25 protein-coding genes are annotated in these 26,736 nt (G+C 70.8%); 14 read left to right on the top strand and 11 right to left on the bottom strand.

The window, feature by feature from the left end:
• Positions 1-1,353 carry an MFS transporter gene (locus J4E04_RS14610; RefSeq protein WP_490148877.1) on the bottom strand — a complete coding sequence of 451 codons (1,353 nt, stop codon included), beginning with the start codon at positions 1,351-1,353 and terminating at the stop codon, positions 1-3.
• Between the two features lie 138 nt (positions 1,354-1,491).
• Here J4E04_RS14610 and J4E04_RS14615 point away from each other — a divergent pair, with 138 nt between their 5' ends.
• On the top strand, positions 1,492-2,877 hold the full coding sequence (locus J4E04_RS14615) for an FAD-binding oxidoreductase (RefSeq protein ID WP_490148878.1): 1,386 nt from the start codon (positions 1,492-1,494) through the stop codon (positions 2,875-2,877).
• Between the two features lie 23 nt (positions 2,878-2,900).
• Positions 2,901-3,545 carry a class I SAM-dependent methyltransferase gene (locus J4E04_RS14620; protein WP_222628841.1) on the top strand — a complete coding sequence of 215 codons (645 nt, stop codon included), beginning with the start codon at positions 2,901-2,903 and terminating at the stop codon, positions 3,543-3,545.
• On the opposite strand, the gene J4E04_RS14625 is transcribed toward J4E04_RS14620, so the two are convergent.
• The 3 genes from J4E04_RS14625 to J4E04_RS14635 are packed head-to-tail and all read right to left on the bottom strand — an operon-like array spanning position 3,521 to position 6,598.
• Positions 3,521-4,600 carry a prenyltransferase gene (locus J4E04_RS14625; protein WP_490148879.1) on the bottom strand — a complete coding sequence of 360 codons (1,080 nt, stop codon included), beginning with the start codon at positions 4,598-4,600 and terminating at the stop codon, positions 3,521-3,523. The two genes, J4E04_RS14620 and J4E04_RS14625, sit on opposite strands and share 25 nt — an antisense overlap.
• Positions 4,601-4,604: 4 nt before the next feature.
• Positions 4,605-5,357 (bottom strand): class I SAM-dependent methyltransferase, encoded by a 753-nt coding sequence (locus J4E04_RS14630; protein ID WP_490148880.1) that lies wholly within the window; start codon positions 5,355-5,357, stop codon positions 4,605-4,607.
• Positions 5,351-6,598, bottom strand: a complete 1,248-nt coding sequence (locus J4E04_RS14635) for a glycosyltransferase family 4 protein (RefSeq protein ID WP_056447340.1) — start codon at positions 6,596-6,598, stop codon at positions 5,351-5,353. The genes J4E04_RS14630 and J4E04_RS14635 overlap by 7 nt, the downstream gene beginning before the upstream one ends.
• Before the next feature lie 173 nt (positions 6,599-6,771).
• On the opposite strand from J4E04_RS14635, the gene J4E04_RS14640 reads away from it, so the two are divergent.
• Positions 6,772-7,251, top strand: a complete 480-nt coding sequence (locus J4E04_RS14640) for an SRPBCC family protein (protein WP_285188370.1) — start codon at positions 6,772-6,774, stop codon at positions 7,249-7,251.
• 8 nt (positions 7,252-7,259) lie between these two features.
• On the opposite strand, the gene J4E04_RS14645 is transcribed toward J4E04_RS14640, so the two are convergent.
• Genes J4E04_RS14645 through J4E04_RS14665 form a run of 5 tightly spaced genes read right to left on the bottom strand, consistent with a single transcriptional unit; the run spans position 7,260 to position 12,926 of the window.
• Entirely contained in the window at positions 7,260-9,353 is a 2,094-nt protein-coding gene (locus J4E04_RS14645) for a xanthine dehydrogenase family protein molybdopterin-binding subunit (RefSeq protein ID WP_490148881.1), read from the bottom strand.
• Positions 9,350-10,369 carry an FAD binding domain-containing protein gene (locus tag J4E04_RS14650; RefSeq protein ID WP_490148882.1) on the bottom strand — a complete coding sequence of 340 codons (1,020 nt, stop codon included), beginning with the start codon at positions 10,367-10,369 and terminating at the stop codon, positions 9,350-9,352. Before J4E04_RS14650 ends, J4E04_RS14645 begins: the two co-directional genes overlap by 4 nt.
• On the bottom strand, positions 10,366-10,923 hold the full coding sequence (locus J4E04_RS14655) for a 2Fe-2S iron-sulfur cluster-binding protein (RefSeq protein WP_328810094.1): 558 nt from the start codon (positions 10,921-10,923) through the stop codon (positions 10,366-10,368). The genes J4E04_RS14650 and J4E04_RS14655 overlap by 4 nt, the downstream gene beginning before the upstream one ends.
• Before the next feature lie 50 nt (positions 10,924-10,973).
• Positions 10,974-11,771, bottom strand: coding sequence for a PIG-L family deacetylase (locus J4E04_RS14660; protein WP_222638212.1), 798 nt, complete (start codon positions 11,769-11,771; stop codon positions 10,974-10,976).
• 57 nt (positions 11,772-11,828) lie between these two features.
• On the bottom strand, positions 11,829-12,926 hold the full coding sequence (locus tag J4E04_RS14665) for an Rv2629 family ribosome hibernation factor (protein WP_222638213.1): 1,098 nt from the start codon (positions 12,924-12,926) through the stop codon (positions 11,829-11,831).
• 119 nt (positions 12,927-13,045) lie between these two features.
• Between J4E04_RS14665 and J4E04_RS14670 the strand changes: the two genes are divergently transcribed.
• From J4E04_RS14670 to J4E04_RS14680, 3 genes are all read left to right on the top strand, one after another.
• Positions 13,046-13,381, top strand: coding sequence for a DUF3140 domain-containing protein (locus tag J4E04_RS14670; protein WP_222627801.1), 336 nt, complete (start codon positions 13,046-13,048; stop codon positions 13,379-13,381).
• An 84-nt stretch (positions 13,382-13,465) separates the two neighbouring features.
• Positions 13,466-14,428, top strand: coding sequence for a glycosyltransferase (locus J4E04_RS14675; protein ID WP_490148883.1), 963 nt, complete (start codon positions 13,466-13,468; stop codon positions 14,426-14,428).
• A 116-nt stretch (positions 14,429-14,544) separates the two neighbouring features.
• Complete coding sequence (locus J4E04_RS14680; RefSeq protein ID WP_490148884.1) at positions 14,545-15,783, top strand: glycosyltransferase; 1,239 nt, start codon at positions 14,545-14,547, stop codon at positions 15,781-15,783.
• A gap of 85 nt (positions 15,784-15,868) precedes the next feature.
• On the opposite strand, the gene J4E04_RS14685 is transcribed toward J4E04_RS14680, so the two are convergent.
• Both J4E04_RS14685 and J4E04_RS14690 read right to left on the bottom strand, forming a co-directional pair.
• Positions 15,869-16,771 (bottom strand): glycosyltransferase family 2 protein, encoded by a 903-nt coding sequence (locus J4E04_RS14685; protein ID WP_490148885.1) that lies wholly within the window; start codon positions 16,769-16,771, stop codon positions 15,869-15,871.
• Positions 16,768-17,718 (bottom strand): glycosyltransferase family 2 protein, encoded by a 951-nt coding sequence (locus J4E04_RS14690; protein WP_490148886.1) that lies wholly within the window; start codon positions 17,716-17,718, stop codon positions 16,768-16,770. Before J4E04_RS14690 ends, J4E04_RS14685 begins: the two co-directional genes overlap by 4 nt.
• 71 nt (positions 17,719-17,789) lie before the next feature.
• Here J4E04_RS14690 and J4E04_RS14695 point away from each other — a divergent pair, with 71 nt between their 5' ends.
• From J4E04_RS14695 to J4E04_RS14730, 8 genes are read left to right on the top strand one after another with little or no spacing between them, the layout of a single operon-like run.
• The gene (locus tag J4E04_RS14695; protein WP_222638218.1) at positions 17,790-18,821 is read left to right on the top strand and encodes a GDP-mannose 4,6-dehydratase; all 1,032 of its coding nucleotides are present in this window, start codon (positions 17,790-17,792) and stop codon (positions 18,819-18,821) included.
• Between the two features lie 54 nt (positions 18,822-18,875).
• Positions 18,876-20,522: a carbamoyltransferase family protein gene (locus J4E04_RS14700; RefSeq protein ID WP_490148887.1), complete on the top strand. Its 1,647-nt coding sequence runs from the start codon at positions 18,876-18,878 to the stop codon at positions 20,520-20,522.
• Complete coding sequence (locus J4E04_RS14705) at positions 20,519-22,051, top strand: HAD-IIIA family hydrolase (RefSeq protein ID WP_490148888.1); 1,533 nt, start codon at positions 20,519-20,521, stop codon at positions 22,049-22,051. The genes J4E04_RS14700 and J4E04_RS14705 overlap by 4 nt, the downstream gene beginning before the upstream one ends.
• Positions 22,052-22,083: 32 nt before the next feature.
• Positions 22,084-23,124, top strand: a complete 1,041-nt coding sequence (locus J4E04_RS14710; protein WP_490148889.1) for a glycosyltransferase family 9 protein — start codon at positions 22,084-22,086, stop codon at positions 23,122-23,124.
• A complete protein-coding gene (locus tag J4E04_RS14715; RefSeq protein WP_490148890.1) occupies positions 23,121-23,684 on the top strand; it encodes a D-sedoheptulose-7-phosphate isomerase in 564 nt (187 codons plus the stop codon). The genes J4E04_RS14710 and J4E04_RS14715 overlap by 4 nt, the downstream gene beginning before the upstream one ends.
• Positions 23,681-25,075 (top strand): PfkB family carbohydrate kinase, encoded by a 1,395-nt coding sequence (locus tag J4E04_RS14720; protein WP_490148891.1) that lies wholly within the window; start codon positions 23,681-23,683, stop codon positions 25,073-25,075. The genes J4E04_RS14715 and J4E04_RS14720 overlap by 4 nt, the downstream gene beginning before the upstream one ends.
• 34 nt (positions 25,076-25,109) lie before the next feature.
• The gene (locus tag J4E04_RS14725) at positions 25,110-25,799 is read left to right on the top strand and encodes an SDR family oxidoreductase (RefSeq protein ID WP_490148892.1); all 690 of its coding nucleotides are present in this window, start codon (positions 25,110-25,112) and stop codon (positions 25,797-25,799) included.
• Positions 25,800-25,855: 56 nt separating this feature from the next.
• A complete protein-coding gene (locus tag J4E04_RS14730) occupies positions 25,856-26,728 on the top strand; it encodes a glycosyltransferase family 9 protein (protein ID WP_490148893.1) in 873 nt (290 codons plus the stop codon).
• The last annotated feature ends 8 nt before the right edge of the window (positions 26,729-26,736 follow it).

A 26,736-nucleotide genomic window follows, 5' to 3' on the forward strand; every position in this document is an offset into this window, starting at 1 on the left:
TCAGGTCAGGTCGTTGTTCTTCGTCTCCACCAGTGCTCGCGTGCAGCTCAGACTGAGCACCGACAGGAGCGCCAGCATGACGCCCACGGCGATGCTGCCGAACTGCGCCGTCAACGGAGCCGCCAGCAGCGGTGGGATCGCACCGCCGAGCACGCCCGCCAGGTTGTAGCCGAGACCGGCACCGGTGTAGCGGAACCGGGTCCGGAACAGCTCCGGGAGCAGCGCACCGGTGGGGCCGTAGGCGATACCGAAGATGGACAGGGTCACGCACATCGCGATCACGTACGCCGTACTCGATCCCGTGTCGAGGATCGGGAACAGGGCGAGCGACCAGGGAACGGCCGCCGCGCAGGACACCATGATGACGCGGCGCCGACCCACCCGATCCGAGAACGTCGCCGACAGCGCGATGGTGATGCCGAAGATCACCGCACCGACGATGCCGGTCCACAGCACGAACGGCCGGTCGAAGCCGAGGGTCTTCGTGCCGTAGCTCGTGAGATACGCGGTGCCCATGTAGAACAGCGAGAACAGCGACGCCAGCGCACCGGCCGCGAGCAGCACCTCGCGCTTCTGCACGTGCCACGCTTCGAGCACCGGGAGCCGGGTGGGAGCGGACGGCGTGGTCGCGGCGGCGGCCTGATCGGCCTTGAACACCGGCGTCTCCTCGATCGCGAGGCGCATGTAGAGACCGATCAGCACCAGCACGGCGCTGAAGAGGAACGGGATCCGCCACCCGTAGTTCAGGAACGTGTCGTTGGTGTCGCCGAACACGGCGCCGGTCACCAGGAACGTCGCGCTGGAGAGGATGAAGGCGGCGGCCGGACCGAGCTGCGGGAACATGCCGTAGAAGCCGCGCCGCTTCGCCGGTGCGTACTCGGCGGTCAGCAGCGTCGCTCCCGCCCATTCACCGCCGACGGCGAACCCCTGCCCGAACCGCAGCACCACCAGGATGATCGGTGCGGCGACGCCGATGGTCGCGGCACCGGGGAGCAGCCCGATGACGAAGGTGGAGACACCCATCAACAGCAGCGTCGAGATCAGCGTCTTCTTGCGGCCGATGCGGTCGCCGAAGTGACCGAACAACACAGCTCCCGCGGGACGCGCGACGAAGGCGACAGCGAAGGTGGCGAACGAGGCGACGGTGCCGGCCGTCGATCCCAGTGCCGGGAAGAACACCGTCGGGAAGACCAGCGCGGCCGCGGTGCCGTAGATGAAGAAGTCGTAGAACTCGATGGTCGTTCCGATGCCGCTGGCGACGGCCACCTTGCGGACGCTCGTGGCGGGCGGTGCCGCGACGGGTGGTGCCGAGGTGGCGCGCGCCGTCGCGTCGTCCGGCGAAACTGTGGTCATGGTTCTCCATCCGAGGTGAGGATCGTCCGAATCGTCGGACTCGGGAGGAACGTATGTGACCTGAACCACTCCCACCACCCTCCGAAGAGGGGGGCGGGATCCGGCGGGCGGGCGGTCGCCCGGCGCTACGCTCGACCGATGATCGTCGATGCCCTGCTCGCCGTACTCCCCGCCGATCGGGTGGTGGTCGATCCCGACGTCATGGCGTCCTACCAGCACGACGAGGCCGAGTGGGCGCCGTCCGCGACCCCTCTCGCGGTGGTGCGTCCGGCCACGGCCGACGAGGTCCAGGCGACGGTACGGGCGTGCCTCGACCACGGCACCGCCGTGGTGACCCGCGGCGCCGGGACAGGGCTCTCCGGCGGCGCGAACGCCACCGCGGGGTGCATCGTCCTCGCGCTCGACCGCATGACCGCGATCACCGAGATCGATCACCTCGAGCGGTACGCCGTCGTGCAACCGGGCGTGATCAACGACGATCTGCGCGCTGCCGTCGCGGAGGTCGGCCTCTGGTACCCACCGGATCCGGCGAGTTCGCCGTGGTCGACCATCGGCGGCAACGTCGCCACCAACGCCGGCGGCCTGTGCTGCGTGAAGTACGGCGTGACCCGCGACTACGTCATGGGCATGGAGGTGGTCACGGGCACCGGTGAGAAGGTCCGACTCGGCCGACGCACCGCGAAGGGCGTCGCGGGGTACGACCTCGCCGGACTGATGGTCGGCTCGGAAGGAACACTCGGCGTCATCACCGAGATCACCGTCAAACTGCGCCCCCTCCAGGACCCGCAACGCACCGTCGCCGGCTACTTCGACTCGATCGTCGACGCGGGCCGAGCGGTCGCCGCCGTCGCCGCCGCCGGGCTCACCCCCTCCGCTCTGGAACTGGTGGACAAGCAGTGCCTCCTCGCGGTGGACGCGTGGAAGAACATGGGACTGTCCGTCGACGCCGAAGTGGTGCTGCTCGGCCGCGTGGACACCCCCGGGCAGATCGGTGACCAGGAGGCGGAGAAAATGCTCGCCTGCTTCGACGAGGGCGGCGCCACCTGGTCGGCGGTGTCCACCGATCAGGAGGAGGCGGACGCGCTCTTCGCGGCGCGGCGCCTGGCCTACCCGGCCATGGAACGATTGGGCCCGGTGCTCACCGAGGACGTGTGCGTCCCCAAACGGCATGTGCCGGAAATGCTGTCGCGGATCGAGAAGATCGGCATCGCCCACGACGTCGTCATCGCCAACATCGCCCACGCCGGCGACGGCAACCTGCACCCACTGCTCATCACACCCCCGGGAGACGACGCCGCCCGAGCACGCTCGCAGGCGGCGTTCGACGAGATCATCGACGCCGCACTCGCCCTCGGCGGCACCGTCACCGGCGAGCACGGCGTCGGCCTGCTCAAGATGCACGGACTCGTCCAGGAACTCGATCCGGTGGTCCTCGCGATGCACCGCGCGGTCAAGGACGCACTCGATCCGCAGGGCATCCTCAACCCGGGCAAGGTGTTCGACCAGCTAGGCTCGCCCGTGTGACCGACACCCCCGCACGTCCCGTCATGCCCGACGACCTGCGCGAGTTCGCTGAGGCAGCAACAGGATTCATGCCCGCCGACGAGGGACTCGCGCTCTTCGACGCCACCGCCGAGTTCCTGGGCGACGGCGTGGTGGTGGAGATAGGCACCTACTGCGGCAAGTCGACCGTGTACCTCGGCGCCGCGGCGCGCGCCACGGGCGGCCGTGTGGTCACCGTCGACCACCACCACGGATCCGAGGAGCACCAGGTCGGCTGGGAGTACCACGACACCACGCTCGTCGACCCGGCCACCGGTGCGCTGGACACTCTCGGACGATTCCGCCGCACCCTGGCGGGGGCGGGCCTCGAGGACGTCGTCGTCGCCGTCGTCGGCCGTTCCGGCGACGTCGCCGCGCTGTGGAAGCATCCCGTCGACGTGCTGTTCATCGACGGCGGCCACACCGACGAGGCGGCCACGGTCGATTTCCAGGGGTGGGCGCCGTGGGTCGCGGTCGGAGGCGCCCTGCTCATCCACGACGTGTTCCCGGATCCGGCGGACGGCGGGCAGGCCCCGTACCGCATCTACCGGCGTGCCCTCGACAGCGGCATGTTCACCGAGAACCGCGTGGTCGGCTCACTGCGAGTGCTGGTGCGGACCTCGGGTCAGCCGGGCACGCTCGCCGGGTAGAACTCCCCCGCGCAGCCGCAGCTGCGATGCGCGCCGGAGAGCCCGACGGGCAGATCGCCCCCCCGGAAGATGCCGGATCCGGCACTGGACCGGGACAGGGCGTCGGCCGCCAGAATCATGGCTCCGGTGGTCCACGTCGTCCTCTCGACGGGCCACCGCTTGCCGTCCGCGTAGACCAGCCCGGTCCAGTACGACCCGTCGTCCTCCCGCAGGTGCTGCATGCTTCCGAGCAGGTCCGTCGCCACGTCGACCCGGTCCATCGCGTCGAGAGTCAGAACCAGCTCACACGTTTCGGCACCGGTGACCCACGGTCGGTCGTCGACACAGCGGATGCCGAGCCCCTCCACGACGAAGTCCGACCACCGGTCGTCGATGCGCCGCCCGGCCGCCCGTCCGCGCACGGCGCCGCCCAGGATCGGGTAGTACCAGTCCATGGAGTACGACGGTTTCGGCGTGAAAGCCGAGAGGTGATGCCGCAGAACGTGACCCAGCCGGCCGACGGCGACCTCCCAGTCCGGCTGCGGGTCGCCGATGTACGCCGCGAGCGCCAGCGCGCACCGCAGACTGTGGTGGATGCTGGCGTTCCCGGTGAGCAGGGCCTCGGCACGCGATCCGTTCGGCCCTGCGGCCCAGGCGATCTCGCCGCGGTCGGTCTGCAGACCGAGGACGAAGTCGACGGCGCGGCGCACGGTGGGCCACAGGGCCAGGGCGAAGTTGTCGTCGCCGGTGACGAGGAAGTGGTGCCACACCCCCACCGCGATGTATGCGCAGAAGTTGGTGTCGGCGCCGGCGTCCTCCACGACGTCGCCGCGCAGCCGGATCGGCCAGGTGCCGTCGCTGCGCTGCGTGCGCCGCGACCACTCGTACGCGGCGTCGGCCTCCTCGACGAGGCCCGCGGCGCTGAGCGCCATGGCCGATTCGACGTGGTCCCACGGGTCGAGGTGCCCGCCCTCGGACCACGGAATCGCCCCGGACCGGACCTGGACGGCGGCGATGCTGCGCGCACTGGCGAGACACTGCTCGGCGGACAGGATTCCGGGAACCGACGGGGTCACGTGATCAGTAAGCGCCACGTCCGGCCCCCGGTCCGCCGATCCCGGTCTCCGGCTTGCGCAGGTAGATCACCACGGACTTGCCGATGACGGGATTCAGGACCTGCTCGAGCACTCGGGTGGTGCGCGGGGCCTTCATCATGTCCCACACCAGCATCGAGTGATAGCCGCGCACCAGCGGGTGATCGTCGTTCCGCACCCCGACCGCGCACTTGAGCCACCAGTACGGAGCGTGCAGTGCGTGCGCGTGGTGGGTGTGCGTGACCTCGAGGCCCGCCGCGGTGAGCGACGCCGCCAACTCACTCCCACGGTAGATCCGAACGTGGCCACCCTCGTTCGCGTGGTACTCGTCGGAGAGGGACCAGCAGACCCGCTCGGGCAACCAGCGCGGGACACTCACCGCCACCGTGCCGCCGGGGCGCACCACGCGCGCGATCTCGGCGATGGCCGACGCGTCGTCCGGCACGTGCTCGAGCATCTCGGACACGATCACCCCGTCGAACCACTCGTCCGGGAACGGCAGGGACAACGCGTCGCCGACGACCGTCTCCGCCGTGGCGGACTCCGGTACCTGCTTCTCCTCGGCCATCGCGCCGAACATGACCTTGACCTCGTCGAGTTCGTCCGCGTTCTGGTCGAAGGCGGTGACATGGGCCCCGCGGCGGTACAACTCGTAGGAGTGGCGCCCCTGGCCGCACCCGATGTCGATGACGCGATCGCCCGCACCGAAGCCGAGCCGGTCGAAGTCCATCGTCAGCATGTCGTCTCTCGATTCCCTCGTCCACGGCGATCGGCGATCGCCTTCTCGTACTCCGCGACGGTCGCGGCGGCCACCGCCGGCCAGCCGTAGGTCTGCGTGGCCCGTTCCCGCCCGCGCTCGCCCATGGCGCGTCGGCGGGGCTCGTCGTCCAGCGCGCGCATCAGGGCCCGCGCCAGGGCGTCGCTGTCACCGGGAGGCACCAGATCGGCGCAGAGCCCGTCGGGCCCCACGACCTCGGGGATCGCCCCGGTGCGGCTCACCACGAGGGGGGTCGCGCAGGCCATGGCCTCGATGGTCGGGAGCGAGAAGCCCTCGTACAGCGACGGCACGCAGGCCACGTCGGCCGACGCCAGCACGCGCGCCAGTTCGGCGTCGTCGAGACCGCTCCGCGTCCGCACGATGTCGTCGATACCGAGATCGTCGATCAACGTCCGGGTCGGCCCTGCGGGGTCCACCTTCGACACCAGTTCGAGTTCGACATCCCGCTCGGTGCGCATCTTCGCGACCGCCTCGAGTAGGTGCCGCACACCCTTGAGGGCGACGTCGGCACTCGCGACGGCGACGATGCGGCCGGGAACTCGCGGCGCCGCGCCGGGGGTGAACACGGTGGTGTCGACCCCGAGCGGGACCACCGTCACCGCACCCGGAGCGACCCCGAACGCGTCCACGATGTCCACCGCGGACGAGCGGGACACGGTCAGCAACCGCGGGATCCGGCGCGCCACCCGCCGCTGCATGGTGAGGAAGCCGTACCAGCGCCGCACGGTGATCCGTCGTCGCCACGGCGCCGCCGCGAGGTCGAGGGCACGGTCGCGGGTGATGGGGTGATGAATGGTGGCCACGAGCGGCAACGGGATGCGCAGCAATCCGTAGCTCAGCGACTGGTTGTCGTGCACCACGTCGAACTCGTCGGCTCGCGCGCGCAGCAGACGAGCGGCGCGTGCCCCGAACGTGCGGGGCTCCGGGAACCCGGCCGTCCACATGGTCAGCACCTCGGACACGTCGACCAGGTCTCGGATCTCGGAGGGCCGCGGGGTGCGGAACGGATCGTCGTCTCGATAGAGGTCGAGGCTCGGTACTCGCGTGAGCCGCACCCGCGGGTCGAGATCGGGATAGGGCTGACCCGAGAACACCTCGACCTCGTGCCCCTCGTCCACCAGCGCTCGACTCAGACGCGCGACGTAGACACCCTGACCGCCGACGTGGGGCTTGCTCCGGTAGGACAGCAGAGCGATACGCACGTGGGTCCCCCGAGCTGTCGCGGCAGTGTGATGGCAGACACCCTCGCCGCGGTGGAACCGGCGATCATGTCCCGATGTGTCTACCACCTTCCGTTCTTCTCGAATCCACACGACCGACGACCAGCACTGATTCACACTGGACCTCCCCGCCACCCGAGATCGAGGAGACGACGATGACCGGAACCGGCGACAGGGCGCTGCACATCCACTCACCGGCGGGTCTGCCGTTCATCGATGTCCGGCGCGAGTTCGACGCACCCGTGTCCGCGGTCTTCCGGGCGCACGCGGAGCCCGAACTGGTGTCCCGCTGGCTCGGTCCCGCCGGCTACGAGATGTCGGTCGAGGAGTACGACTTCCGCGGCGGTGGCCGGTACCGCTACGTCCACCGTGATCCCGGCGGTGCGGAGTACGCGTTCCACGGCATGTTCCACACGGTGCGGACGAACGAGTTCGCCGTGCAGACCTTCGAGTACGAGGGCTTCCCCGACGTGGTGAGCATCGAGTTCCTCACGTTCGTCGACCTGGGTGACCGCTGCCGGCTGGAGGGCCACTCGGTGTACCCGACACTGGAGGCGCGGGACTCGATGGCAGCGAGCGGCATGGAGAAGGGCATGCGGGAGGGCTACGAGCGCCTGGACGATCTGCTGGGCTGACCGGGTGGTCACAGGCGCAGCGCGGGGTCCATCCGCTCGATCAGGGTGTCGAGAGTGATGGGCAGGTCTCGCACCCGGACACCGCACGCGTGGAACACCGCGTTGGCGATGGCAGCAGGCGACCCCACGATGCCGATCTCGCCGATCCCCTTGCTGCCCATCGGGTTCAGATCGTCGTCGTGCTCCTCGACCCAGATCGCCTCGATGTCGGCGACGTCGGCGTCCACCGGGACGTGGTACTCCGCGAGGTCGGCGTTGAGGAAGCCGCCGTGTCGTCGATCCACGATGCCCTCCTCCATGAGTGCCATGCCGATACCGAACACCATGCCGCCCAGGAGCTGTGACCGAGCCAACCGAGGGTTCAGCACACGGCCCACGGAGAAGACGCCCAGCATCCGCGTCACGCGGACCTCCCCCGTGTCGACGTCGACGTGCACCTCGGCGAAATGGGCGCCGAACGCCTGCCGCGCCAGCGCCGCACGCTCCTCGAGGTCGTCGGTGGTGTCCGCGGTGGCCGTCGCACCCGGTGCGAGGTCTCCGTCCGCGCGCAGCGCACGACAGGCCTTGGTCACCGCCCAGCCCCACGACGAGGTACCCGAGGACCCGCCTGCGCCGGGCGCCGTGGGCAGCGCACTGTCCCCGACGTGGATGTGGACCCGGTCCAGCGCGACCTCGAGCGCGTCGGCGGCGATCTGGGCGAGCACCGTTCGTGCGCCGGTACCGATGTCCGACGCGGCGACGGACACGTCGACCGTCCCGTCGTCACGGACGGTCGCCCGCGCCGTGCTCGGCGACGTCATCGCGGGGTAGGTCGCCATCGCGACACCGGTCCCGACGAGGGTGCGTCCTTCTCGGCGTATCGCGGGCCGCGGGTCACGACCGGCCCAACCGAAGCGCCGCGCGCCCTCCTCGAAGACGGCGCGGACGGTACGTGAGCTGTAGGTCTGCCCGTCCGCGGGATCGACCGACGGCTCGTTCCGCAGCCGCAACTCGACGGGGTCCGTTCCGAGCGCGTGGGCCAGTTCGTCCACCGCGCACTCCAGAGCGAACATGCCGGGCGCCTCACCGGGAGCGCGCATCCAGCGCGGTGTCCCGACGTCCAGCGCGACCGCGCGATGCGTGGTCGAGACGTCGTCGATGTCGTACACGTGGCGACTGCCCTCGGACGTCTGCTCCACGAACTCCATCACGGTGGAGGTCTGCTGGAGCGAATCGTGCAGCAACGCCGTCATCGAGCCGTCCGCGTCCGCCGACAGTCGGACCCGCTGGATCGTCGGCGTCCGGTAGCCGACGAAGTCGAAGGTCGACCGGCGTGGAACCGGAAACGAGACCGGTCGACCCACGACGGACGACGCCATGGCCGCGACGACCGCGTTCGGTCGCGTGCTCCCTTTCGATCCGAAGCCGCCGCCCACGTGCCGGGCGATGACGCGCACGGCGTCCGAGTCGACGCCGAAGAGCTCGGCGAGATCTCCGGCCACGCCGGACGGCGCCTGCGTAGAGTCCCAGACCGTGAGGGTCGACCGGTCCTCGCTCCACGCGGCGATCGACGCGTGCGGCTCCATGGGCGCATTGTGTTCGGGCGGCGTCGTGTAGCGGACGTCGACGCGCACCGCGGACTCCTCGAAGCGCCGCTCCGGTTCCCCGGTGACGACATCGGTGTCGAAGCCCGCGTTCACCTGCTCGGGTGCGTAGATGCCCGGGTGATGCTCCCGTAATTCGTTGTCGCACTGGCGACTCTCGTACGTGACGTCCAGAACGGAGGCCGCACACGTCGCCTGCTCCGACGTCTCCGCCACGACCACGGCGACGATCTGCCCGCGGTAGGCGACGACATCGGACTGGAGCACCTGCAACTCGCCGTCCCCGGCGGACCCGAGCGTCGGGGCGTTGCCGTGCCACAGCACGGCGAGGACACCCGGAAGCGTCAGCGCCGAGGCACGATCCACGTCCAGCACACGCCCCGCCGGAACGGCGGCGCCGACGATCGCCACGTGCGCTGGTTCTCCACCGACGTCCCGGTACTCCGCCGCGTACCGGGCGGCTCCGGTGACCTTGTCGCGGCCCTCGAGCCGCTCGACCGGTGTTCCCGTGACGCTCATCGGGTGGCCGCCTCGTCCGCGGCCGCGTCGGCGAGGGACATCACGGTGGAGGCCACCGTCGACGCGAGGAGTGACAACTTGTAGTCGTTGTCGGGGAACGTGTGTGCCGCGGCGAGCTCGCGCTCCATCGCAGCGATCACGCCGCTCCGGGACGGGATCGCCCCGAGCAGCTCGGACTCGGCGACCGTGGCCCGCCACGGCTTGTGAGCGGCTCCGCCCAGCGCGATGCGCGCCGTGGTGAACACCCCGTTCTCCACGACCACGACGGCGGCGACGGACACCCTCGCGAAGGCGTAGGACGCACGGTCCCGCACCTTCCGATAGGTCGAGCGCGCACCGGGTGGAAGCGGCGGTATGTCGAGGTGCGTCACCCACTCGTCCTGCCGCAGAGTCGAATCGCGTTCGGGTGCGGACTCGGGAAGCCGATGCAGATCGGCGAACCGGATCTCGCGTACTCCGTCGGTGCCGACGACGGTGACAGTGGGATCGAGCACCGCGAGGCCCACGGCCATGTCCGAGGGATGGGTGGCGATGCAGTGCTGCGATGCGCCCAGCACCGCGGCGTTGCGCCGATCGCCGTCCAGGGCCGAACAGCCCGAGCCCGGTTCACGCTTGTTGCACGCTGTGTCGACGTTCATGAAGTACGGACAGCGGGTGCGCTGGAACAGGTTCCCGCCCGTGGTCGCCATGTTCCGCAGTTGACCGGACGCACCCGAGAGCACGGCGCGCGACAGGACGGGAAACCGCGAACGCACGACGGGGTCGGCGGCCAGATCGCTGTTGCGGACCAGGGCCCCGACACGAAGACCCGGCACCCCGCCGCCACTGCCGTCGTTCCACTCGATGTCCGCCAGGGCCAGACCCGTGATGTCGCCGAGCCGGTCCGGGGTCTCGATTCCCAGCTTCATCAGATCGACGAGGTTGGTTCCGCCGGCCAGCACGCGGGTGGACCCCTCGGCGAGTGCGGACGCGATGGTCGACGCGTCGGCGGCACGGTCGTACGCGAATGTTTTCACCGGTCCGCGCCCGTCTCCGTCGTCGTTGCAGATATGCCGTCGATGTTCTCTCGCACGGCATCGACGATGTTGGGGTAGGCGCCGCACCGACAGATGTTGCCGCTCATCCGTTCTCGGATGTCCGCGTCCGAGGCCGTCGGCACGCCGTCGAGGTCCTCGGTGACGGCGCTGGGCCATCCGTTCTTCACCTCGTCGAGCACGGCGACGGCAGAGCAGATCTGACCGGGGGTGCAGTAGCCGCACTGGAATGCGTCGTGCGCGAGGAACGACGCCTGCACGGGATGCAGGTCCTCGCCGTCGGCGAGCCCCTCGACGGTGGTGATGTCGTCGTCCTGTGCCGCGACGGCCAGCGTCAGGCAGCTGACCACGCGCCGACCACCGGACAGCACCGTGCACGATCCGCACTGACCGCGGTCGCACCCCTTCTTGGACCCGGTCAGCCCGAGCCTCTCACGCAGCGCGTCGAGGAGGGTCGTCCGGACGTCGCACTCGATCCGGTGCTCCTCGCCGTTGACCGTGAGGCGTACTCCGACATCTCCTGTGACGAGGCTCATGCTCCGGGCTACCCTGCGCTCCCGCCACCAAACCGCCCCCGGTGCCGGACTTACAGAGGCAGTGCGGTCTCGCGCACGGCGCCGGGCGCGTCGACCGGGGGCACGATGCGTCGGAACCACTCGGTGCCGAACGCGGACGCGAGATCCTCGTCCGACATGGGGATGAACGGGCCGAAGTCACCGATCTGCGACTCGTGCACCACCATCGCCGCACGCTTGGCGGCCAGGACACCGGACACGTCCACCGCGGTGGTGAGTTCCGACTCGGGCAGGCCGAACGCCTCGATGTCGAGCTGCGAGGCGTCCTCGTTCTCGCCCGGATCCCAGTTGGGGTTCGCCGTCATCATCTCGCGCATGCGGTCACGGTTCATCGTCGCCTCGTAGACGAACGGCACCTCGGCGATGACCGCGGCGCGCACCCCCACGTGGTGCACCTGCACGTGGTCGGGATGGCCGTAACCACCGTGCGAGTCGTAGACCGTCAGGACACGGGCCTGCTCCTCGACGAGAACGTCCGCGAGCCGCCGAGCGGCCTCCTCGACATCCACGTTGGCGAAGGCGTGCGGGTTCGTGTTGCCCTCGGTCCCGGCCATCCCCGAGTCCGCGTATCCCAGCACGACCACGCGCTGTGCCCCCAGCACCTCGGCCGAGCGCTCCAGTTCACGTTGCCGCCGATCGTGCAGCGACTCGCCCTCGGTCAACAGGCCGTCGGGCACCTCACCGAGCGCACCGTCGGTCGCCGTCACCAGCACCACTCGGTGGCCGGCGTCGGCTGCCGACCGCATGATCCCGCCGGTGCCGAACACCTCGTCGTCGGGATGGGCATGGAAGCACACCAACACACTCATCGGCAGATGGTCGCACGGGCGCGGTGCGCGGGCTCGATCACGTCGGGTGTCGACCCCTCACGTCGCGTACCTGCGCAGCGCGGCGATGCCGTCGCGGGGATCGATCCGCTCGTCGACGCGCAGCACCTCGGCGTCGAGGTGGAGCGCACCGAACGGGACGGCCTCGTCGGCCCGCAGCGTGCGGGCGGGAGAGACACCGAACACCGAGAGCGCGTCGGGGTCCGGTGCGATCATGGTGGGCGACGAGTCCGCGACCACGGTGACCTCCGGGAGATCCCCGACGAGCAGCGTCTCCAGGCTGCCGTCGCGCACCGCTGCGCAGACGTCGTCGAGACCGTCGATCGCGAGCCCGGACCCCCGGCCCGTCTCGGCCGACCACCTCCGGGCGGCGTCGTCCATCGCGGCGAGTCGTCGACGCTCGACCTCCTCCTCGATCGCGTGCGCCAGTTCCTCGTCGTGGTCCCCACTTCCGCGTGCCCCGATGTCGAGCTCGACCACGACGTCCGCCGTGCGTTCCGGGAGCGCGCCGCGCAGATCGGTTCGCGAGCGCACCTCCCCGGCGACGAACGCGACGTCGAGCCGTCGCTCGTCGATCAGGTGCGTCACCCGGTCGGCCACGGCGCTCACGTTGCGGCGCGCGGCGTCGTCCGTACGGCGCTGCGGGGTGCCGTAGCCGGCGGACTCCGCCCCGGCTGCCTGGTGAACGGGTCCGGACACGGCGTCGACGGTCTCCTCGTGCACTCCGCCGGGTCCGTGCACGGTGATGTCGGCTCCCGCGTGATCGACCCACGCCACCAGGTAGGTCAGGTCCACGGGGCCGTGGTCGACGAGGGGAACGAGGTAGGGCAACTCCGACACCCGCACCTCCGTCCGGACGGGCGGGCCGAGGAGGCGCTCGTCGACGAGCACCGTCGCCCCGGCAGCGATGAGAGCGCGCCCGCTGCGACCGACGGCGGGCGGTGCGTCCAGCACCGCGGACCGGAGGGCCTCCACGGCCTCGTCCGGTGCGGACCGCTCCCGCAACTCCTCCTCGATCCCGCGCCAGCTGAGCTCGAGGCGCGTTCGCGCGTCCTCGGTGTCGTGCGAATCCTCGAAGTACACGGACACGAAAGGTCCGGTGGACTCGGTCAACGCACGGAGTGAGTTCGGATGCATCGGTTCCTCCCACGGTGTGTCCGACGGGTGTTCGGTCGTCTCGTCCGGAGGTCTGCCCGTCAGGACGGACGTCAAACGACCGGGATTGCCGCCCTCGCTTCCGGGGAACGCGATGCGTCATGACGGAGAAGAACGAGACGGTGGACGACGTGTGGGACGACTGGAAGGACGCGGTCAACATGACCAGGAAGGAGCTCGAGGACTGGCTGACGACCGACGAGTCCCGCTCCGTCGGTGACTCGAAGGACGGTGAGTCGACGGGGCACGAGATGGGGCGGCGCATCACCTCGATCCTGGACACGAAGAAATCCGATCTCACGGACGACGACGTCGCCGCGATGCGCAAGGTCGTCGGATACGTGCACCGACATCGCGCCCAGGGCCCCTCGAAGGACGTGGAGCACTCGCGGTGGCGCTACTCGCTGATGAACTGGGGAAACGATCCGATGAAGTGACCTCGGCGTGAGATGTGGGAGAAGTATTCGGAGCTGAACGCCGTCCGGATGTTTTTTTCCTTCGATCCGGGTTATCCGAGCGGTATGTCCCAGTCCTGTTCGGTGTTGCTGTGGCACGTGCACGGATCGTGGACGTCCGCCTTCGTCGCGGGTCGACACCGGTACCTGCTCCCGGTGAGCGACACCGGTGACGAGTGGGGGCGCGGACGGTGTGGGCGACCCTGGTCGGATTCCGTGATCGACGTACCGGTCGATCGTGCGCCCGCGCAGGATGTCGACGTCGTCGTGCTGCAACGCCCGCAGGAGCTCGAGCTGGCGGAAGCGATTCTGGGTCGACGACCCGGCCGCGACGTCCCGGCGATCTACGTCGAGCACAACGCGCCACGACCGAGTCCCGTGCACTCCGTCCACCCGCTGGCGGATCGGAGCGACATCCCTGTCGTGCACGTGACCGAGTTCAATCGCCTCATGTGGGACACCGGCGTCGCGCCGACGACGGTGATCCCGCACGGCATCGCCGACCCCGGTCCGCTCTACACGGGCTCGCTGCCCCGAGCCGTCACCATGATCAACGACCCGGTCCGACGCGGACGCGTGGTGGGAACCGACCTCCTCGGCCCGCTGGCCGGCGCCGCACCGCTCGACGTGTTCGGGATGAGAACCCGCGAACTGGACGAGCCGACCGCGAACGTCCGCGGCCTCGGCGACGTGCAGGGCCACGAGCTGCACCGCGAGATCGCTCGACGCCGCGTCTACGTGCACACCGCACGATGGACGTCGCTGGGACTGTCACTGCTCGAGGCGATGTACCTGGGCATGCCCGTCGTGGCGGTGGCGACGACCGAGGTCGCGGCCACCGTGCCGCCCGAGGTCGGCGTCCTCTCCAACGACGTCGACGTCCTCCGCGCCGGAATCAGCGAACTCGTCCACGAGCCGATCGCAGCCGAGCTCGCCGGCAAGGCGGCACGCAGCTTCGTCTCCGCACGACACGACCTCCCGACCTTCCTCGACCGATGGGACAGCGCGCTCGCCGCCGTCCTCCCCTGAAGCCGCTCACCCGACCAGACCATCTCCACCCGCTCCACCCGCTCCACCGACCGAGAGGGACGTCGTTCAGTCACCAGCGACGTCTCGGAACGCACGATCCGAGGGACGGATTCCTCATGCGCATCGCCATGGTGTCAGAACACGCAAGCCCGCTCGCCGCGCTCGGCGGAATCGACGCGGGGGGCCAGAACGTCCACGTCGCGGCGCTGGCCGCGGCCCTGGTCGACCGCGGCCACGAGGTGTCGGTCTTCACCCGGCGCGACTCCCGCGACCTCCCCGACGAGGTCACCGTCGATCACGGCTACCGCGTCGTGCACGTTCCCGCAGGTCCGCCGGAGCCGGTACCGAAGGACGAACTACTGCCCCACATGGGCGACTTCGCCTCGCACCTGGCCGAGCACTGGACGCGAGACCGACCCGACGTGGTCCACGCCCACTTCTGGATGTCGGGGCTCGCGACCCAGCTCGCGGCGCGTCCGCTCGTGATTCCCACGGTCGTGACCTTCCACGCACTCGGTGTGGTCAAGCGTCGGCACCAGGGCACCCGCGACACGTCGCCGCCGAGCCGACCGAAGATCGAGCGGCTCATCGCACGCGGAGCCGATCACGTCGTCGCGACGTGCTCGGACGAGGTCACCGAACTGGTCCGGATGGGCATACCGCGCCGGCGGGTGTCGGTGGTGCCGTGCGGCGTGGACCTCGAGAAGTTCCAGCCGGCGCCGGTCAGCTCTCCCGACCCCGCGCGCCGGCGGCGGCTGGTCGCCGTCGGCCGACTGGTGCCTCGCAAAGGATTCGACCTGGCGATCGCGGCCCTCGCGTCGATTCCGGACACCGACCTCATCATCGCCGGCGGCGAGCGCAGCGACGTCTCGGACGACGACGAGGCTCGACGCCTGAAGCAGATCGCCGTCGCCCACGGTGTGGCCGACCGCGTCCGCCTGGTCGGACAGGTCTCTCACGAGACGATGCCCGACCTTCTCCGCTCCGCCGACATCGTGGTCTGCACTCCCACGTACGAGCCGTTCGGGATCGTGCCGCTCGAAGCGATGGCGTGCGGGATCCCGGTGGTGGCCACCGCGGTCGGTGGCTTCCTCGACACCGTGATCGACGGTGTCACCGGAGTTCTCGTCCACCGACGCACGCCTGCCGCCGTCGCCGACGCCGTCCGTCGCCTGCTGAACGACGAGGGTCGGCGGACCGGCTACGGCATGTCGGCCGCCGATCGCGCTCGTGCGCGGTACTCGTGGGAGCAGATCGCCGTCGACACCGATCGGGTCTACCGGTCACTGCTTCCGGAGCCGGCCGCCGCCGACACCGCGGACGGATCGGGGGACGACCAGCTGGACCGGGTGTGAGGCCGGTCGACCCCGATCTCGTCACCCCCCGAACTTGTCACCCCCCGAACTTGTCACCCCCCGAACTTGTCACCCCCCGAATTTGTCACCCCACGTAGCGCCGCGCCACCGACCGCGACTGCGGCTCCTCGAGGAGTACGAGCCCCCATTCGACGGACGGCGGCACCACTGTCCGCTCGCGTGCCACCCATCCGGCGGACCGCATCGCCTCCCACACCGCCGACGCCGTCGCGCGGTCCCGGGGGGCGGACCGCACCACCGCGACGGTACGGCGGAGTGCGCTGCGCACCGGCCGGCGTAACCACAGCGTCCACAGAGTGTTCCGGATCCCGAGCTGACGACGGCGGGTGGAGTCGCGGCTCACCGACGGTTCGTGCTCGATGACCATGCCCTCCTCCCAGACCATCCACCAGCCGGCCGCGGCGAGGTCGAGGGCCAACAGTTCCTCCTCGCCGCCGAGCCACATCTTCTCGCAGAATCCGCCCACTCTCCGGAACGCCGACACGCGAATCATCGTCAGACCCGCCATGATCCCGAGAAGAGCAGGACCGGGAAGCCAGGCGGGACCCTCGATCGGGCTCTCCCGGAACTCGGGAGTGATCGGATCCTCGACCAGCGACGGCGCGACCAGACAGCGGCCCGTGACCGTCGCCAGGGCCGGATAGGCGTCGAGTCGCACCGCCCCCAGTGTCAGTGCGCCCTCCTGCCAGCGCGTGTCGTCGTCGCAGAAAGCGACGTACGGCGTCGTCACGAGATCCACCGCACGGTTCCGGGCCACCCCGCCCAGGTTCTCCGACAGGGCGAGAAGCCGTACCTCGGGGAACAGTTCCCGCACCATGTCCGCCGTACCGTCCGTGGAGGCGTTGTCCACCAGGATGATCGGGGCCGCGTCCGAGATCGACGTCATGTGTTTCAGCGTGCGGTGAAGCTCGTCCCGTCGGTCGTGAGTGATCATCACGACGGTGACACGATCGGCTGTCTCGGTCATGCTCGAACCTCCTCGTCGGGGCGCCCGGACGCCGCCGGTGTGGTCTCGAGAGCGCGAGCGGCCCGCTCGACGTCCGGGGGCAGGGTCTGTCGGTGCCACAGTGCGGTCGGGGCACGGAGCGCCGCGCCCACGAGAGCCGGCGTCACGCGAGGATCGACGAGTGCGCGCGCCACCAGCGTCGTCACCGACCGGACGCATTCCCCCACCGGTCGGCGCATCAGAGCCGTGAGAACTGCATTGCGCGACTCCAGGTTCCGTCGGGCGATCGTCGCCATGCGTCGGGTCGACGGGTGGTGGTGTGCGATCACGTCGCACACGTGCACCACCCGATGACCCGCCGCCACCAGATCGAAGGCGAGCAGGGTCTCCTCACCGCCGAACTGCAGGACCGGAGAGAAGCCGCCGACGGCCAGGAAGGCTCTGCGCCGCACGATCGCAGCGCACGCGAGAAATCCCAGCACCGGCGGACCGGGGTCGTCGACGTCGGCACTGCCGGACGCCAGAGGGCTGACGTGCAGGGCCGCATTGACGGGGTCGTCCCGACACTCGGGGCCGACCACCGTCCGCGCTGCGACGAGGGCGATGTCCGGATGGACGTCGAAAATTCGTTCCGCGGTCGTCAGCGCCGCACGCTCCCACCACGAGTCGTCGTCCGCGAAGGCGACGAACTCGGTCTCGGCGGCCCAGACGCCCCGATTGCGTGCCGCGGCACCCTCGTTGCGCGACAGTGGAATCGAGCGCACGTCCGCACCCTCTTCGGCTGCCCGCCGTACCACGTCCGCGGTGCCGTCCGAGGAGGCGTTGTCCACGACGATCACCGGCGGTCGCGGCCGCAGCCGCGTCAGGTGGTGCAGCGTGGTGGCCAGTTCGTCCGCACGGTTGCGTGTCGCCACCACCACCGTGGTGCGCGACCTCTCCCCGGAACCGCTCGTCTCACTGCCCGACACGCGCCCGGTCTACCCGGAACGGGTCCGGACAAACGCGTTTGCCGGGTGCACTCACGGGTATCTGCCGCGCCATGTCCAAGGGAGCTGGATCGAATCGAACTGGCAGGTCGTCGAGAAGCGCGGTCGTGTTCGGCGGCGCGGGATTCGTGGGATCACATCTCTGCGAGGCTCTTCTCGCCGACGGCACCGCGGTGGTCTGTGTGGACAACCTCGTCACGGGGTCGCTCGACAACATCGAGCACCTCCACCGCGAGGCGCGGTTCCGTGTCGTCGAGCACGACATCACGGAACCGCTGCCCCGGTCGATCACCCGTGCCGACCCGGGACAGGTCTTCCATCTCGCGTCCGCGGCCTCCCCCGACGACTATCACCGGCTGCCTCTCGAGACGTTGCACGCGGGTGCCGTCGGAACCGAGCGGGCTCTCGAGCTCGCCCGCGAGCACCGTGCCCGGTTCCTGCTGGCGTCGACGAGTGAGGTGTACGGCGATCCGCTGGTCAGCCCGCAGTCCGAGTCGTACCACGGGAACGTCAACCCCACCGGTCCGCGCAGCGTCTACGACGAGGCGAAGCGCTACGCCGAGGCGCTCACCGCGGCCTACCGGCGCACGCACGGCGTCGACACGGCGATCGCCCGCATCTTCAACACGTACGGCCCGCGCATGCGCCGCGACGACGGGCGGATGATTCCGAACTTCGTGTGCCAGGCCCTGGAGGGCCGCTCGCTGACCGTCACCGGCTCCGGTCTGCAGACCCGGTCGGTCTGCCACGTGGACGACACCGTGGCCGGGCTGCTCGCACTGGTCCGGTCGGCGCATCCCGGGCCCGTCAACATCGGCAACCCGGACGAACGGACGGTGCTCGAGATCGCGCGCGCCGTGGCCGAGGTCGTGGGGTGCGACCTCACCGTGGCACCGTGCCCGCCGGTCGAGGACGACCCCCAGCGCCGCTGCCCCGACATCACCGTCGCGCGCACTGCTCTCGGATGGAGCCCGACCGTCGACCTGGCGGACGGTCTCACCCGCACGGTCCGGTGGTTCGCCGACACCGCTCCGTCATCACGACCGAATCCGAACACGGTGTTTACCGGCGCGGCCGGCGGGTAGATCGGGCCTCACCGGCGCGGCCGGAGGATCGATCGGACGAAGAGGAGGTGAGACATGCGCGTGCTCGGGATCAACGCGGTGTTCCACGATTCGGCCGCCGTGGTCATGGTCGACGGCCGCACGGTGGCCGCGGCGGAGGAGGAGCGCTTCTCCCGACGCAAGCACGGGAAGCGGCCGGTTCCGTTCTCCGCGTGGGAGCTTCCCGAGGCGGCGATTCGCTGGTGCCTCGATCACGCCGGCCTCGACGCGTCGGACATCGATGCCGTCGCGTACTCGTACGACCCCGCCCTGGTGGACCACGACGCCGTGCACGGAGATCGCCACGGTGGCCTCGATCCACGGTGGGAGGAGCTGCGTACGACCTATGCCGAGCGCGCTCCGCACTTCCTGTCCACCGTTCTCGGCGGGGCACCCGTGGGGTCGTTCCACCATGTGCGGCACCACGTCGCGCACGCCGCGTCGGCGGGGCTGCTGGCTCCGTTCGGCGGGTCCTGCGCGGTACTGGTGTCCGACGGCCGGGGCGAGAGCACCTCGATGCTGTCCGGCCGCTACCTCGACTCCAAGCTCGAAGTGCATGCCACGCAGAGCCTTCCGCACTCCCTCGGACTGCTGTACGAGGACCTCACCGAACACCTGGGGTTCGCTCGCTCGAGTGACGAGTACAAGGTGATGGCACTGGCCTCGTACGGACGGCCCCGGCACCTCCCTCTGCTGCGTCGGTTCGTCCACGTCACCGACGACGGCGGCTTCCGCACCGAGTGGATCGACTGGGAGCAGCTGGTGCCCCGCCGTGCCCCCGACGCGCGGTTCGACGAGCGCCACGCGGATCTGGCCTGCAGTGTGCAGGCCGTCGTGGAGGAGGTGCTGCTCGCCCTGACCCGCGAACTCGCCGACAGGACCGGCGAACACCGGTTGGCCATGGCCGGCGGAACCGCACTCAACTGTGTGGCCAACACCCGTGTGCTCGCCGAGGGTCCGTTCGACGACATCTGGGTCCAGCCGGCCGCCGGTGACAGCGGAACCGCTTGGGGCGCAGCAGCGACGGTGGCCGCCGAGGCCGGTGACACCATCGCGCCCATGACGACGGCGGCTCTCGGTCGCCGATGGAGCGACGACGAGATCGCCGCCCAGCTCACCGTGGCCAAGGTGCCGTTCGAGCGGCCCGTCGACATCGCCTCCGCCGCGGCGGAGGTGTTGGCGGACAACGGAATCGTCGCGTGGTTCCAGGGCCCGTCCGAATTCGGTCCCCGCGCGCTCGGCCACCGCTCGCTGCTGGCCCACCCCGGTCATGCCGGAAACGTCGAGCGCCTCAACGACGTGAAGGGGCGCGAGCAGTTCCGGCCCGTGGCACCCATGGTGCTCGCGCATCGCGCTCCCGAACTGTTCTCCCGCGGTCCGCTTCCCAGCCCCTACATGCTGTTCGTGCACGACGTCGACCCGGCGTGGCGCGATCGGCTCCCGGCCGTGACCCACGTCGACGGCACCGCGCGCATCCAGACCGTGGAGGACGGTTCGGGGCCGACCGCGGCGATGCTGCGCGAGTTCGATCGCCGGACCGGCATCCCGGTCGTCGTCAACACGAGCCTCAACACCGCGGGCCGACCCATGGTGGACAGCCCGCACGACGCCCTCGAGCTGTTCGGATCCTCTCCCGTCGACGCGTTGGCCATCGGACCGTTCCTCGTCCGGCGAAGCCGATGAGCGCGCCGGCCCACAGCGAGCCGACGTGGTCCGTCGTGATCCCGACGATCGGTCGGCCCGGCCTGGCCACACTGCTGCGTGCACTCGACTCGGGAACGGGTCCGACACCGGACGTCGTGGTGGTGGTCGACGACAGGCCGCGCAGTGCGACCGAGCCCCTCGACCTCCCCGCACTCGATCTCACCGTCCGACCGGTCCGCTGTGGCGGGCGTGGACCAGCCGCTGCACGCAACGTCGGCTGGCGCCACACGAGCAGCGAGTGGGTCGCGTTCCTCGACGACGACGTGACGGTCGCGTCGACGTGGCGGGACCACCTCGTGCGCGACCTGCGCGGACTGCCGTCGTCCGTGGGGGCGTCGCAGGCCGTGATCGACGTGCCACTGCCGACGGACCGTCGGCCCACCGACGACGAACGCCGCACCGCGGCGCTGTCCACGGCGCGGTGGATCACTGCCGACATGGCGTATCGACGCACGGCGTTGCGCACGGTGGACGGCTTCGACGAGCGGTTCCCACGGGCGTACCGCGAGGACTCGGACCTGGCGGTCCGCGTTCGCCGCGCCGGGTACGAGATCGTCACCGGCACCAGGATCACCACACACCCGCCCGCCGTGAGCGCGGACCCGTGGGCGAGTCTGCGCGCGCAACGTGGCAACGAGGACAACGCGCTGATGCGCCTGAAGTACGGCCGCGACTGGCGCTCCGAGATCGGTGAGGGTCCGGGCATGATGCCCCGCCACGTCGTCACGACGCTGACGGCCGCCGTCACCGTGCGATCCGTGTCGAGGGGCCGGCGAAGGATCGCCGCCGCCGCCGCCGCGTCGGCCTGGGCGACACTCACCGCGGAGTTCGCGGCGCGCCGCATCGCCGCGGGACCTCGCTCGTCACGGGAGTGCGTCTCGATGGCCGTCACGTCGGTGCTGATCCCGCCACTCGCCGTGGCGTACCGGGCACGCGGGGAGCTGCGTCATCGTCTCGTCCGGTCGGACGCGTCCACGGGTCCGGCGCGGGCCGTGCTGTTCGACCGCGACGACACCATCATCGTGGACGTCCCCTATCTGGCCGATCCCGACGGGGTGACACCCGTCGACGGGGCGCGCGAGGCCCTGGACCTGTTGCGCGACAACGGTATCAAGGTCGGCGTGGTGAGCAATCAGTCCGGCGTGGCCCGCGGTCTGGTGGCACCCGAGCAACTGGACGCGGTGAATGCACGCGTCGAGACGTTGCTGGGTCCGTTCGACACGTGGCAGGTGTGTCCCCACGGCGAGGGCGACGGGTGCGGGTGCCGCAAGCCCCGCCCCGGCATGGTCGATGCCGCCGCACGGGAACTGGGCCTGTCCCCAGCCGACTGCGTCCTCATCGGGGACATCGGCGCGGACATCGGCGCAGCACAGGCTGCGGGTGCACGCGCGATCCTCGTGCCCACGCCCCGCACCCGTGCGGACGAGGTGGACCATGCTCGCCGTCACGCCGCGGTGGCGCCCACCGTGGCGGCCGCCGTGTCGGCCGTGATCGCAGGTGCCGTGTGAGTGGGCGACGTTCGGAAGGCAGACGGGTGCTCGTGGCTCGCCTGGACAGCATGGGCGACGTCCTGCTGACCGGCCCCGCGGTGCGTGCGATCGCGCGGGAGGACTCGGTGACCATGCTCGTGGGTCCCGGCGGGCGCGCTGCGGCGGAACTCCTTCCGGGCGTGCAGGAGGTGATCACGTTCACCGCACCGTGGATCGTTCTCGATCCGCCGGCCGTCGACCGCGCCGAGATAGATGCGCTGGTCTCGAGACTCGCCGACGGAGCGTTCGACCGGCTGCTCGTCTTCGGCTCGTTCCACCAGTCGCCGCTCCCGCTCGCGCTGCTCGGCCGACTCGCCGGGATCCCGTGGATCGGCGCGCACTGCGAGGACTACCCCGGCTCGTTGCTCGATCTGCGTCACCGAGCACCCGACGAGGACGTTCCGGAAGCGGAGCGTGCCATGTCCCTGGTGCGCGCGGCCGGGTACGAGTCCGGTGGCAGCGCCCTGTCGGTGCGGCGCCCACTGCCGGACACCTCGCACCTGACCGGTCCCGAGAGCTACGTCGTCGTGCATCCCGGCGCCGCCGTGGCGGCCCGTCGGCCGGGACCGGACCACAGCCGGGCCATCGTGTCCGCGCTCGTCGCGGAGGGTCATCGCGTGGTGGTGACGGGAGCCGCGGAGGAGGCCCGGCTCGCAGCCCACGTGGCCGACGAGGACGCGGCGAATCTGGCCGGACGCGTCGACCTCGCCGAACTCGCGGACGTCCTCGACCGCGCCGACGTCGTGGTCGCCCCCAACACCGGGCCGGCCCATCTCGCGGCGGCCGTCGGCACCCCGGTGGTCTCTCTCTTCGCGCCCGTGGTGTCGTCCGTCCGGTGGGCGCCCCACGGGGTGCCTCGCGTCGTTCTCGGCGATCAGACTGCGGCGTGCCGGGGTACGCGAGCGCGGCGCTGTCCGGTGCCGGGGCACCCCTGCCTGGACGGCATCGACCCTGGCGACGTGGTCGAGGCCGTGCATCGCTTCACCACCCGGCGCACAGCCGTTCCCGCACCAGATCCCACACCCATTCCCACACCCGGAGGCGGACGATGATCGAGGAACACTTCGCAGCCCTGCAGACCGCGGCCCGGCAGGCGTCGGGCGCGGCCCCGGTCCTGTCCCGGTGGGCGGCCCACCTCACCACCGTGTTCGACGGCGGTGGTCGGCTCCTCGCGTGCGGCAACGGCGGGAGCGCCGCGGAGGCGCAGCACCTCACGGGCGAACTCGTCGGCCGCTTCCGGCACGATCGACACCCGCTGTCCGCCATCGCCCTGCACGCCGACACCTCGGCCACCACCGCCATCGTCAACGACTACGGCGAGGAGGAGGTCTTCGCGCGCCAGGTCCGTGCCCACGGCCGCCCGGGGGACGTCCTCGTCGCACTGTCCACCAGTGGCTCGAGCCGGAACGTGCTCGCAGCGGCGAAGGCTGCGCAGGAGATCGGCGTCACCGTGTGGGCTCTGACGGGCCCTCCTCCCAACGAACTCGCCGCCACGGCGGACGACGCGATCGCCGTCGAGGCACCCACCGTCGCGACGGTCCAGGAGATCCACCTGGCACTGGTGCACGGGCTGTGTCTGGCGCTCGACACGGCACTGGGAGTGCGGACGTGAGTGCGGCGCCTGATCCCGGTCCGCTGGTGATCGTGGGCGACACGTTGCTCGACGTCGACGTCGAGGGTGTCGCGGAGCGGCTCAGCCCCGAGGCGCCCGTTCCCGTCGTCGACGTCGCCCGGAGCTGGTGTCGCCCGGGTGGTGCCGGGCTCGCCGCGCTGATCTCGGCCCGCTACGGCGTGCCCACGGTGCTCGTCACCGCGGTGGGAGTCGACGCCGGTGCGGACACCGTGCTGGACCTGCTGGAGCGCGACGTCGAGGTGGTGACGATGCCGCTCGACGGTACGACGGTGCGCAAGACCCGTGTGCAGGCGTCCGGACAGCCCCTGCTGCGCCTGGATTCCGGCGACGGGCGGGCGTCCCGCGCCGACGTGCCGACCCGGGTGTCCGACGCGATCGCCTCCGCGGGAGCCGTTCTCGTGTCCGATTACGGCCGCGGCGTGGCGGCCAACCCGTCACTACGGGCATGTCTGGACGCAGCGGCCGAGCGCGTTCCCGTGGTGTGGGACCCCCATCCTCGAGGGCCCGCGCCGGTGCGCGGCACCATGCTCGCGACCCCCAACCTGGACGAGGCTCGGCGAGTCACGGGCGCGCAGGACCAGGAGGCGGTGCTGGACCGGGTGGCCGCGGCTCTGCACGCCGCCGGTGTCGCCGTCACCACCGGTTCACGTGGCGCAGTCCTCGTGGAGGGCGACGATCGCACCGAGGTACCCATCGGCGCGGACGTCGGCGCCGCAGGGCGGGGCGCCGACACGTGCGGCGCCGGTGACCGGTTCGCGACCGCGGCCGCAGCCGCGCTGCTGGGCGGTGCCACCCTGCTCGCCGCCACCCGGGCGGCCGTCGACGCGGCGGCCCGCTTCGTCGTGTCCGGCGGCGCCGTCGGCTTCTCCCGATGCGAGGGCGAGATCCCCGCTGCCGCGCTCACGACCGTTCCCGAGGACGCCGAGACGACGATCGACCGCGTCCGACGTGCCGGCGGTCGGATCGTCGCGACCGGCGGGTGCTTCGACCTCCTGCACACCGGCCACGTCTCGTTGCTGCGTCAGGCCCGACTGATGGGCGACGCCCTGGTGGTGTGCCTGAACTCCGATGCCTCCGTCGCCCGCGCCAAGGGACCTGCGAGACCGGTGGTCTCGCAACGAGATCGAGCGCGCGTGCTGCTCGAACTCGGCAGCGTCGACGCCGTGGTGGTGTTCGACGAGGACACCCCCACCGCCGTCCTCGACCGCCTACGACCCGACGTCTGGGTCAAGGGATCCGACTACGCGGAGGCGACGTTGCCGGAGGCGGAGACCGTCCGTCGTCACGGCGGCGACATCGTGCTCGTCCCCGTGGTCGGCGGGTACTCGACCACTCGGCTCGTCGACGCGGCACGTGCACGCCCTGCCTGACCCGTCCACACGATCGACTATGGAAGGAACTCTCATGACCCCCACTCTCGGAACCGTTCTCGTCACCGGTGGTGCATCCGGCCTCGGCGCCGCCGTCGTCGACGCCGTCCTCGACGCCGGTGGCACACCGCTGGTCATCGACCGCGTCGCACCGGAATCCGGTGTCGAGCACGTGGTCGCCGACCTCGCCGACTCGGCGGCCGCGGAAGCCGCCACCCTGGAGCTCGTCTCCCGCGCCGGCCGTCTCGACGGGGTGTTCACCGCCGCCGGCGTCGATTCGTGCGGTCCCCTGGGCTCGGTGTCCACGAAGGACTGGGAACGGGTGGTGCACGTCAATCTGCTCGGCACCGTCGCCGTCGTGCGCGCCGCCCTCCCCGCGCTGACCGAGTCGCACGGACGCGTCGTCACGTGCGCGTCCACGCTCGGCATCAAGGCCGTGGGTGACGCCACCGCCTACTGCGCCTCCAAGTTCGGCGTCGTGGGCTTCACCCGAGCCCTCGCCGCCGAGACCGCCGGCGAGATCGGCGTGACGCTGCTGATCCCCGGCGGGATGCACACCGCATTCTTCGACGGCCGCACCGAGCAGTACAAGCCGCCGGCCGACGCCAAGTTGAACCGGCCGGAGGACACCGCCGCGTCGGTGATCTTCGCTCTCTCACAGCCGGCGGGCTGCGAGATCCGCGAGCTGGTGGTCACCTCCTCCACCGAATCGTCCTGGCCCTGAACCTCTCCCGCATCCTCGTCCTGCGCGCGCTCGGTCTCGGCGATCTGCTCACCGCGGTGCCGGCGCTCCGAGCCGTGCGCGCGCAGTACCCGGACGCGCACCTCGCCCTGGCGATGCCGGACCGGTATGCCGACCTCATCGCCCTGGCGCACGGCGCGGACGGTACCGCGTGCGTGGACGAGGTGATCGACACCCGCGGCCTCACGGGACCGCCTCCGGGTCCGACCCCGGACCTCGCGATCAACCTCCACGGGCGAGGACCGCAGAGCATCGACGTGTGCGTCGCCACCGGCGCACCGTCGATCCTGACCCACGCCCACCCCGATCGGGGACTCGCGGGCCCACCGTGGATGCAGGAGCTCCACGAGGTCGACCGATGGTGCCGCCTGACGGAGTACGGCGGCGCGTCGGCGGACCGGCGGGATCGACTGATCGCTCGGCCCGCCGACGTGCCCGTGACGCGGTCCGTGGTCGTGCACCCCGGCGCGGCGTCGCTCTCACGCCGATGGCCTCCCGACCGGTTCGCCCGCGTGGCAGCACGACTCGACCGACAGGGCCACCGGGTGGTGCTCACCGGAGTGGCCGAGGAGAGGGGTCTCTGTCGGGCGATCGCGGACCAGGCGGGACTGGGCGCGGACGCGGTCCTGGCCGGAGAGCTGGACCTCGTGCACCTGGCAGCGCTGGTGTGCGATGCCGACCTGGTGGTGTGCGGAGACACCGGTGTGGCGCATCTCGCGAGCGCCTACCGGACGCCGTCCGTCGTACTGTTCGGTCCCACCCCGCCGCGCTGGTGGGGGCCGCCGTCGGACGGGCCGCACACGGTGCTGTGGAGCGGACGCACCGGCGATCCGCACGCGGACACGGCGGATCCCGGCCTGCTCGACATCTCGGTGTCCGACGTGCTCACCGCCGTGCGCGACCGACTCTGACGGCTCGA

The sequence above is a fragment of the Rhodococcus sp. NFXS4 genome, assembly GCF_058139645.1.